5 protein-coding genes are annotated in these 6657 nt (G+C 28.8%); all 5 read right to left on the minus strand.

The window, feature by feature from the left end; all coding sequences use genetic code 11:
• Positions 1 to 136 precede the first annotated feature (136 nt).
• Positions 137 to 1000 carry an adenosylmethionine decarboxylase gene (speD, locus tag HMPREF1552_RS05065; RefSeq protein WP_021746703.1) on the minus strand — a complete coding sequence of 288 codons (864 nt, stop codon included), beginning with the start codon at positions 998 to 1000 and terminating at the stop codon, positions 137 to 139.
• Positions 1001 to 1364: 364 nt separating this feature from the next.
• The gene (locus HMPREF1552_RS05070) at positions 1365 to 2237 is read right to left on the minus strand and encodes a hypothetical protein (RefSeq protein ID WP_039901210.1); all 873 of its coding nucleotides are present in this window, start codon (positions 2235 to 2237) and stop codon (positions 1365 to 1367) included.
• Between the two features lie 12 nt (positions 2238 to 2249).
• The gene (locus tag HMPREF1552_RS05075) at positions 2250 to 2789 is read right to left on the minus strand and encodes a hypothetical protein (RefSeq protein ID WP_021744026.1); all 540 of its coding nucleotides are present in this window, start codon (positions 2787 to 2789) and stop codon (positions 2250 to 2252) included.
• 230 nt (positions 2790 to 3019) lie between these two features.
• Entirely contained in the window at positions 3020 to 3982 is a 963-nt protein-coding gene (locus tag HMPREF1552_RS05080; protein ID WP_026745831.1) for an AEC family transporter, read from the minus strand.
• A gap of 157 nt (positions 3983 to 4139) precedes the next feature.
• Complete coding sequence (locus HMPREF1552_RS05085) at positions 4140 to 6245, minus strand: glutamine synthetase III (protein WP_021744029.1); 2106 nt, start codon at positions 6243 to 6245, stop codon at positions 4140 to 4142.
• Between the last annotated feature and the right edge of the window lie 412 nt (positions 6246 to 6657).

Here is a 6657-nt window from a genome sequence, read left to right on the forward strand (position 1 = left end):
TAAGGGCATGGCGCTTGATGCCCTTACGTTAAAATAAATAATATAAAAAAAGAAAAAATAACTATTAACTAGACAAATCTAAAATAAAATTTATAAAATAGTTAATTTGAAGACTTAATTTAAGTATAAAATATTCTTAATAAATATTCATTCCACTATAAATTTCAATCATTTCCTTCCTAAGTCTATCCGTAATTTCCAGCCTTTTTTTAGGTGCGATTTCATAAACATCTTGATTAAATAGATAATTTTGTAATCTGATTTCCTTTATTAGCATTTTTGTATGGAAAATGTTAGACTGATATACATTTACGTCAATTGCATCGTATATTTTTAATTTTTCAGGCTCAATATAATCTTGAATAGAAGTTATATTATGATCTGTAAAAAATTTCTTTCCTGAAATATCTCTTGTAAATCCACGTATTCTGTAGTCAATTGTAATTATATCAGAATCAAAGCTGTCTATCAGATAGTTTAACGTATTTAATGGCGAAATTTCACCACAAGTTGCAATATCAATATCCACTCTAAAAGTGGAAATTGAATTATCTGGATGGTATTCCGGGAAAGTATGCACTGTTATATGGCTTTTATCCAAATGAGCGTGAACTGTATCCGTATCCTGACTTGCCCCACCTTTTTTTATGCTGTTTTCATCCATTCCAATTTCCTCAAAAAATGGCTTTCCTCTATTACAAGACTTATCGATATTTTCTGGACTTATTCTTTCTTCTGCAATTAAAACATTTACAGAGGCTCCTTGTGGCTCGTAATCCTGCTTTGATATGTTCAAGACTTGTGCTCCAATCATTTCTGCCACACGAATAAGTATTTTTGTAAGCCTTTCTGAATTATATTGCTCATCAATGTATGCAATATAGTCCTTCTGCTCCCTCTCTGTTTCCGCATAGCAAATATCATAAATATTAAAACTTAATGTTTTTGTTAAATTGTTAAATCCATATAACTTAATTTTATTATTTTCCAACTCATTCATCACTTCCTCTCCCATTTCTTCACATTACACTAAAAATTCTTTTAAAAATTAAATAAACCTTTAATTTGAACATTATAGTAAAACTGCTTTAAAACTAAACTCAAAAGTTATGACTATTTTACTCAAACCCTAAATTTTATATAATTTTTAGTAGTTTAATTTTAAGTAGGTTTGAGTATAATTTCAAAACACTACTGACTCAGTCTTAAAAATTTATTTATTTTTTACATATTTTTATTTATTTTTTATTTTATTTTTTCGCCAAATTATATCATTTATACACAATTTTTACAATTAAAATTACAAAATGAATTTTCAAAAAAAATCACAGCTAAATTACTAACTGTGATTATAATAAAATATTTCAAATCATCCTATACTTTACTATCCTATTTTCACCCCCCATCACATAAATTTCATTCTCAATTACACAAATTTTCACAATTCCTTCCTTCAACACTTTTTCCTGTTTTAAAATATGAAATTTACTATCTGTAATTACCAATTCTCCACTTTCCAAACCAATAAAATACTTTCCTTCAAATTCTTCAATATATGTTATTTTTCTGTCAGAAATTTTTATCGAATTATAAAGTTCCTGATCCAAAATATTCCATATTTCAATTTCTCCATCTTCTGTTCCTGCAAAGTATTGGAGTCCAACTATTTTTGAATAAGTGTGATTTTTTTCAGTTTTTACTTCAAATATTTTTTTTAATTTATTTTCAAAAATACTTATAATATTTATATGTTTGTAATCTTCCCTAAATTTGATTATAACATTTTCTCCACTTGTAAATATTTTATAATTTCCATTTTTTATATTTTTTGTGAGCTTAGTGGAAATTAATTCTTTTGTATCAACATCGTATGAAAAAAGATTATTATTTTCAATATATACGATTCTGCCACTTGTTATAAAGTTCATAACTCTGATTGTGTCTTCAATATCAAATACGAGTTCAACTATTTTCTTTTTATTTCCGTCACATTTATAAACTTTACCATTAGGAGTAGAAACGAAAAACATGCTTGAGACAAATAACTGATTTTTTTCTTTTATATATTTTATGATTTCACAGTTTTTTACCTTTCCGCCACTTTCCTTCTCAAACTTTTCTTTATTAAAATATATAAGCTTTTCTCCTGTTGTTATAATTCTCTTATTAATTGGTTCAACTCCAAAATCATTGATTTTAGTTCTATATACTATATCTTCTTCTAAAATTAATTTCATTTTTCCTCTCAATTAGTACATGATATCTTCAGTAGGGCTGTATCCGCTGTCTTTTAATGTTTTTAACATTTTTTCCCCTGTCTTTGAAAATATTTCATTATTATAGTAAGTTTTCCAGTCTCCATCTATCTTTTTTGTATCCAGAATATACTTAAATAACATAAAAGTATCTTTTTTAGCTGCATCATAGGTATAAAGTCTGAAAGTATAATATCTTGGCTTTTTGGGTTCATCTTTTTTAGGGATATTTTTAGGAATCAATTTTGCTATATCATTCTCAAAATCAATTAATATTCTAAAAATATTTTCATATGTCAGTTCTTTTCTTTCATATGTGTTGTACACAAGTCCCACTTCCAAGTTATCTATTCCAACATAATATGTCATAAAATCATGTTCTACATCACAATAGATATTTCCTTTCAAATGAGATTTATTTATGAGCTCTATTTCCTTTGTTACATATATATTTGGATTTTTTATCCATTTGCAGGTATCTGAAAAAGAAATCCCTGTTACCAATAAAACAAGCAATATGATTATTTTTTTCACTTTTCCTCCTAAAATTTACAATTATTATAATAAATTTGAAAAAAATATATTTTAATCTTATAAATTTTTATATCAAATACTTTAAAATAATTTATATATTTCTTTGTTTATCTTTTATTTTCATTATTTAAGATATTTAATAAAAGTTTACCATATTTTTTTATTAATTTCAAGATTTACTCCATCTTCAAATTTAAAAAAAGAAAATCAAATTAATGATTTTCTGAATCTTAGATGTGAATTATATTCAAAATACTCATCAGAATTGGAACAACCAATATAAATAAAATTGTACTTGTTGTAACTACATTTGTGGAATATCCAATATCTCCATTAGTTTCATTAACTAAAATTGGTAATGCTGCAAACACTGGTGCTGCTGACTGTATCACAAATGTTTTTATTTCCAAATCATTTAACTGCACAAAATGTCCAGCAATTTTCAATAACACAATCATGACAATTGATGAAAATACAAATCTTCCAAGTAAAGCCAAGTTTGTATCCAAATCAAACCGAATACTGTGAAGCCCTGCATCTGCCAACACTATTCCAATATAAAGCAATGCAAGAGGTGTTACAACGCTTCCAAGATATTTTGTAGTTTCCACAATTGGAGTTATTACTTTTATGCCTGACAAAAGTACAATAAAGGCTATTACAAAAGCAATAAGTGGAGGCGATAACAACTTTTTCAGATTAAATCCACTTTTTTCATCTTTATTGCCTTCCAATGAATCACCTGCCAGAAGCATATACCCTAAAGTCCAAATTGATACAGTATTTGTAATGTAATACATTAAATAATATTTGGAAGCTGCTTCTCCAAAAAGTGCCATATTCAACGGAAGTCCAATAAATATCGTATTTGCATTTACTACCGCATTATAAAAGACTCCACGCCGTCCTTCTCTCATCTTCACCAGCTTTATTACAAAAAAAGCTGCAACATATCCGATAATAACCGAAGCAAATGTAAAAATCAAACGATTTGACACTTCCTTCAAAGCATCCATATTTAAATATTTCAAGACTGAATAGAATATTGAACAAGGCAAAGCCACATTTGTAATAAGTTTTGACACATTTTCACTAAATGTGTGATGAAACCAGTGCCTTTTTTTCAAAATATATCCAATCGCAATCATAACAATAATAGGGAAAATACTTCCCAGTGATTTCAAAAAAATCATTTTTAAACTTTCCTTTCTTTACTATACCCATTTCTTTCAAAATCAAATCTAATAATTCCATAACATTTAAAGTTGATTTTACAATAATTCACTACAAAAATATTATTTTAAACAAACAAAGCAAGGACTCGTTAAAGTCCCTGCACTTTTATCAATATTATAACTTAAACAATAAATCCGTGTAAGTTGGGAAACTCCAATATTCTTGATCAATAACTTTTTCCAAATTATCACAAGGAATTCTTAATGCCTCAAGTCCTGTTACCAATTTTTCTTTTACTAAATCTGTCTGTTTTCCTAAATCTTTTTCATTTTTTACTCTGTTAATTTCTTTTTCAAGCGATTTTACTTCTTTTCTTAAAGTTGTAATATTTGCAAGCACATCTTTTAATATTTCTTCCTGCTCTTTTATAAACGCCTTTCCGTATTTTGAATTTTTTTCAATATGATCAGCTAACAAATTGGCATATTTTAATCCAGATGGCAAGATATTTTTATTTGCAATGTCAATCAATGTTCTTGACTCTATGCTTAACTGAGTTACATATCTGTCTGCATAGGCATTGTATCTTGCGATAGATTCCTGTTCAGAAAGCATTCCAATTTCCTGAGTTAATTCTAGCACATCTTTATCTATCATTTTTCTAAGCGCAGTATTTGAAGCTACTTCGTTTGTAAGTCCACGTTTTTTAGCTTCTTTTGCCCATTCTTCACTATATCCATTTCCATTGAAAATTATTCTATGATGTTTTTTATAGGCATTTGCAATAATTTCATTTGCCACTTTTGGCAGAGATTTTTCAGTTGCTTTTTCAAGTTTATCTGCATATTCAGACAGCACTTTTCCTACCATAGCATTTATTACAGCCGCAGAAGTTGCAGGTGTAGAGCTTGACCCCGGCATTCTAAACTCGAATTTATTTCCAGTAAATGCAAATGGCGAAGTTCTATTTCTATCTCCAGCATCCATGCTAAATGTTGGTAATACATCAACTGATAAGTTTACTTTTGATGATTCTGACACAGGTGCATCTTTTTTGTATGCAATATTATTTAAAACTGTTGTCAATTCATCTCCTAAGAATACTGAAATAATTGCAGGTGGCGCTTCGTGTCCACCAAGTCTATGATCATTTGTCGCAGTTGCAGTCGCATATCTTAACATTGGATAATATCTGTCAACAGCTTCTATTACCGCAGCTACAAAAATTAAAAATTGTGTGTTTGATTTCATATCTTTTCCAGGACTGAAAAGATTTTTACCGTCATCAGTTCCTAGTGACCAGTTATTATGTTTCCCTGAACCATTTACTCCTGCAAATGGCTTTTCGTGAAGCAATGCTACCAAATCGTGTCTTAATGCCGTTTTTTCAATGGTTTCCATTATTATCTGATTCTGATCTGATGCCAAGTTTGCTACTGAAAATAGTGGTGCTACTTCAAATTGGTTTGGAGCTACTTCATTATGTCTTGTTTTTGACGGAATTCCTAATTTCCAAAGTTCAACATCAACATCACTCATAAAGTTTATTACTTTTTCTTTGATTTTTCCGTAATAGTGATCACTTAGTTCCTGCCCTTTAGGTGCAGATGCCCCAAATAATGTTCTTCCAGTAAGCAATAAGTCATCTCTAGCTTCAAACATATCTTTTTTTACAAGAAAATACTCCTGTTCCACTCCTAAAGTGTTAAATACGTGATTAGCCGTAGTATTTCCCAAAGCCCGTAAAACTCTTAATGCTTGTTCACTTATATATTTCATTGTTCTTAATAAAGGTACCTTTTTGTCCAACGCTTCACCAGTAAATGAAATAAAGGCTGTAGGAATATACAATGTAACTCCATTTTTATTTTCTCTTATGAACGGATATGAACTTGTATCCCAAATTGTGTAACCTCTTGCCTCAAATGTGCTACGAAGTCCCCCATTTGGAAATGAAGAGGCGTCAGATTCACCTTTTATCAAATTACTTCCAGAAAATTTGTAAATAACTTCCTCATTTTCAACAGGTTCTAAAAATGAATCATGTTTTTCTGCTGTCAAGTCATTTAACGGCTGAAACCAATGACAGAAGTGAGTAGCCCCTCTTTTAGTCGCCCAATCCTTAATTGCATTCGCAATAACTTCGGCAGCTTCCTTCGATAACTCAGTTTCACCTAATTGAGACGCTTTAAACTCTTTAAAAACAGCTTTGGAAACTCTTTTTTTCAAATTACTATCCCTAAAGACATTTTCTCCAAAGCTTTTCATAGCGTTTTCCATAAAATTTAACCTCTTTTCCGTATCAATTTCTTATGGAACAGTGCTTTCCCACTTTCCATTTTTCTAACTATATTTTATTATACAATGCGAAAAAATATAAGTCAAACAAAAATTTTTTTATACTTTTTTATTTTTATAATAAATATATAGCAATCTCAGTTTAAAATTAATTTATTAATTTTTAAATATTTTTTCTTCTTTTTTTAGGTGCATTGACTATACTTACAAAAAAGTATGTTATAATAGACTTATTCGACAACTTATAGTTCAAAATTATAAATTACACAAATCAACGAGAATCTCATAGAAAATTTTCTTTCCTTGTTTCTGTAACATGTAGACACTATCCTGAATTTCTTGATATGACTATTCACATGCTCTATGTAAATTCTACGTCTTGAAATAATTGAAT

Source organism: Leptotrichia sp. oral taxon 879 str. F0557 (genome assembly GCF_000469385.1).
In the GTDB taxonomy this organism is placed as follows: Bacteria; Fusobacteriota; Fusobacteriia; order Fusobacteriales; family Leptotrichiaceae; genus Leptotrichia; species Leptotrichia mesophila.

Bases quoted from the DNA above. Each gene is read 5' to 3' on its own strand.
- HMPREF1552_RS05085 (WP_021744029.1), bottom strand. From the start codon at position 6,245: ATGGAAAACGCTATGAAAAGCTTTGGAGAAAATGTCTTTAGGGATAGT.
- HMPREF1552_RS05080 (WP_026745831.1), bottom strand. From the start codon at position 3,982: ATGATTTTTTTGAAATCACTGGGAAGTATTTTCCCTATTATTGTTATG.
- speD (WP_021746703.1), bottom strand. From the start codon at position 1,000: ATGAATGAGTTGGAAAATAATAAAATTAAGTTATATGGATTTAACAAT.
- HMPREF1552_RS05070 (WP_039901210.1), bottom strand. From the start codon at position 2,237: ATGAAATTAATTTTAGAAGAAGATATAGTATATAGAACTAAAATCAAT.